This window comes from Pseudonocardia sp. (assembly GCF_025465255.1).
Lineage (GTDB): Bacteria > Actinomycetota > Actinomycetes > Mycobacteriales > Pseudonocardiaceae > Pseudonocardia.
The window spans coordinates 1-3,477 of the sequence record NZ_JAODNI010000227.1 but is presented as its reverse complement, the minus strand read 5'-3'; the positions used below and the strand labels follow the sequence as shown (position 1 = coordinate 3,477).

General features: G+C 73.7%; 4 protein-coding genes. 2 read left to right on the top strand and 2 right to left on the bottom strand.

The window, feature by feature from the left end:
* On the top strand, positions 1-882 hold an 882-nt coding region (locus JWP64_RS28475; protein WP_297503126.1), incomplete at its 5' end, for a hypothetical protein.
* Positions 883-898: 16 nt separating this feature from the next.
* Here the strand turns inward: JWP64_RS28475 and JWP64_RS28470 are convergent.
* A complete protein-coding gene (locus JWP64_RS28470) occupies positions 899-2,449 on the bottom strand; it encodes an AMP-binding protein (RefSeq protein ID WP_297503124.1) in 1,551 nt (516 codons plus the stop codon).
* A 2-nt stretch (positions 2,450-2,451) separates the two neighbouring features.
* Positions 2,452-2,763 (bottom strand): hypothetical protein, encoded by a 312-nt coding sequence (locus JWP64_RS28465; RefSeq protein ID WP_210032353.1) that lies wholly within the window; start codon positions 2,761-2,763, stop codon positions 2,452-2,454.
* Between the two features lie 185 nt (positions 2,764-2,948).
* On the opposite strand from JWP64_RS28465, the gene JWP64_RS28460 reads away from it, so the two are divergent.
* A partial coding sequence (locus JWP64_RS28460) for a cysteine hydrolase (protein ID WP_297503120.1) occupies positions 2,949-3,477 on the top strand: 529 nt, incomplete at its 3' end.

Below are 3,477 nucleotides of genomic sequence, written 5' to 3'. Positions count from 1 at the left end.
GTGGCGGTGAACGCGCGGTACCGCGGCGTGCTGGCGGTCTGGTTCGACGAGCCGGAGATGCCCCGCTCCGTCCGGGTCGCGGCGGCCGCGGCGTCCGCACACCTCTACTGGGGGGTCGCCGCGTTCCTCGGCGCCCTCGACCGGCCGTACCCGTTCCACCCGCAGGCCGCGGCTCTGGTGATGCTGGCCCTGCTGCAGCGCGTCCCGGCCGGTCTGGCGGAGCTGTTCCCGGACCGCCCACCGGCCGACGTCGCGCGGACGATGGCCGTCTTCGTCCAGCGCGGTCTGTTGAACCGCGCGGCCGCACCGGCCGACGGCAGGCCCCTGAGACCCCCGCACACGCGCCGGGAACGACCCCGGCCCGACCGAACGGAGTCCACAGTGCACGGAGGACCACGGATCACCCACCTCGACGACCTGCCCTGGATGGTCGTCTCGAAGCTGGAGTTCGCCGACGGGCGGACGGCGGCGATCTCGGAGAAGTGGATCGAGCAGACGCCCCGCTACGTCACCTACTACAACAAGTGGGAGCCGGGCGCGATGGTGCCGAACCACGGCCACCACGGGGACCACATCGTCTTCGTGCTGGAGGGCGAGATGACGTGCGGTGACGTCGTGTGCGGCCCCGGCACGCACGTCACCCTGGACTACGGGGACACCTTCGGCCCCTGGATCGCCGGTCCCGACGGCCTGGTCGTCTTCGGCGCGATGTTCAACTTCGGCGCCGGCGGCTTCGGGTCCCCCTTCGCGGGGGACCCGGAGGGTTGGAAGGCGCTGCTCGCCGAGAAGGGCGCCACCGAGGTCCCGGTCCCGCCGACGCCGCGCACCCCGTGGGGCACGCAGGCGTCGGTCCTGCTGAACCCGGAGACACCGCAGGGCTGAGCCGGCCCCGCCGCCCTCAGCCGAGGGCGGCGGGGGCGTCCTGCTCGTGTACCGCGACGAGGGTCCGGCGCAGCAGCTTGCCCGTGGGGAGCCGGGGGAGGGCGGCCGTGAACTCGACGGTCCGTGGGCACTTGAAGTGCGCCAGCCGTTCCCGGCAGTAGGCGACGAGCTCCTGCCCGCTCACCGGGACGTCGGGGTCCGCGAGCTCGACGACGGCGTGCACCCGGCGGCCCAGGTCCTCGTCCGGGACGCCGATCACCGCGGCGTCGCCGACGGCCGGGTGCAGCACGAGCACGTTCTCGACCTCCTGCGGGTAGACGTTCACCCCGCCGGTGATGATCAGGTCCCCGCGCCGGTCCACCAGATGGAGGTAGCCGTCCTCGTCGAGCCGACCGACGTCGCCGAGGGTGCTCCAGCCGCGGGTGTCGTGCGCGGCCGCGGTCTTGGCGTCGTCGCGGTGGTAGCTGAACCGGCCGCCGCCCTCGAACCAGACCGTCCCGACCTCGCCGACGGGCAGCTCGGTGCCCTCGTCGTCGGTGATGTGCACCGTGCCGAGCAGCGGCCTGCCGACCGAACCGGGATGGGCCAGCCACTCCTCCGGGCCGATCGCGCAGAAGCCGTTCCCCTCGCTCCCGGCGTAGAACTCGTGGATCACGGGTCCCCACCACTCGAGCATCGCCCGCTTGACCGGGACCGGGCACGGCGCGGCCGCGTGCACGACCGTCCGCAGGCACGACGGGTCGAAGCCGTGGCGCACCTCGGCGGGGAGCTTGAGCAGACGGACGAACATCGTGGGGACCACCAGCAGGTGGGTCACCGCGTGGGCCTCGACCAGTCGCAGCATCTCCGCGGGCTCGAACCGGGACATCGCGACGACGGTGCCGCCCCGGCGGTGCGCCGCCATCCCCCAGCCCAGCGGCGCCGCGTGGTAGAGCGGCGCCGGGGTGAGCAGGACCATCCCCGGGACGAACCCGTACGCGGCGGCGAGGAGCCCGTCCATCGGGCCGCCCGTGCCGAACGGCGCCCCGGAGAGCTCCCGGGTGATGCCCTTGGGCCGGCCGGTGGTGCCCGAGGAGTAGAACATCGCGATGCCCTCGGTCTCCGGGACCAGCGGTTCCGCGGGCGAGGAGGCGAGCAGGGCGTCGAGCCGCTCGAAGCCCGCGTGCTCCCGGTCGGAGGCCAGGACCCGCACGGTGACGCCCGGGACGGCCTGGCAGACCTCCTGGGCCAGACCGGCGAGCAGCTCCGAGCCGACCAGAACGGTCGCGCCGCAGTCCTCGACGACGTAGGCCGCCTCGGCCGCGGTCAGGTGCCAGTTCACGGGGGTGAACCGCAGCCCCGAACGTTGGGCCGCCCAGGCCGCGACGTAGTAGGCGCCGATGTTCTCGAGCAGCAGCGCGACCGTGTCCCCGGGGCGGACCCCGCGGTCCTGCCACGCCCGGGCGAGGCGCCGGGAGCGCTCATCGAGCTCGCCGAAGGTCAACCGCTCGCCGGTGTCCGGGAAGTGGACGGCGACGGTGTCCGGGTCGTGGCCGAGGTCGTGGCGAACCGCGGGTTCCGGGCTCACGCTCAGTCCGACGAGGGCAGCGGCTTGGCGGACTTGAGCTCCAGCGGCTGCTCGCCGATGGCGAGCGACCCCGGGCCGGACTTGGTGCAGAGCAGCTCCACACCGAGGCCGTCGTGCACGTACCGCTTCCCCACCAGGGAGCCGGTGTCGTACGGCGGGGTGGGGCCCGCGTCGGTCCTCGCGGACTCGTCCTTACCGACCATCGGCGCTCCGCCGCAGCGCAGGTCGAGCTCGCCCTGCGCGCGGATGACGACGACCTCGGCGGCGCAGACGGCGGAGCGCAGCCGCGCTCCCGGGCTCAGCGTCAGACTCATGGCGGACTCCTGGTGGCGGGCCCCGGCGAGGGGCGCGGTGGCGTCGGTGGCACCGGGACGGCTACGCACCGGGTACCGCGGCAGTCTATGAGCGCGCCCACCTTCTGACAACTACGTCTACTCAACGGAAGGTTGTGAGCAGGGAATCAGGCCGCAACGGAGCCCTGATGTGACACCATGTCGAGGTGGACAGCGTGGACCCGGGCGCGTACGACGATGCCGCCCTCGTGATCAGTGAGTGCCAGCACGGGATCCTCGACCCGGAGGCCGCGCTCACGCCCGGCGTCGCCCGGGAGGCGGCGGAGCGCCGCATTGTCGAGCGCATCGCGCGGCTGGCCACGGCGTTCCGGGCGGCCGGGCGGCCGGTGGTGCACTGCCACATCGCGCACCGCGCGGACATGGCCGGGATGCGCCGTAACTCGCTGCCGGGCGCGATGGCGATCAAGCACGGACGGATGGTGGCCGGCACCCCGGACGTGGCGCCCCCGGCCGAGCTGACCCCGCACGCGGTGGATCACGTCAGCTCGCGCGCGGTCGGGCTCACGGCCTTCTACGGCACGGACCTCGACGCGGCCCTGCGGCTGCGCGGGGTGGGCACGATCGTGCTGACCGGGGTGTCCACGGACGTGGCCGTCCCGGGGCTCGCGCTCGAAGCGGTCAACCGGGGCTACTGGGTGCAGATCCCGGAGGACTGCGTGGCCGGGACCTCGCCCG

Coding starts and splice junctions, on each gene's coding strand:
- JWP64_RS28465 (WP_210032353.1), bottom strand. CDS start 2,763: ATGAGTCTGACGCTGAGCCCGGGAGCGCGGCTGCGCTCCGCCGTCTGC.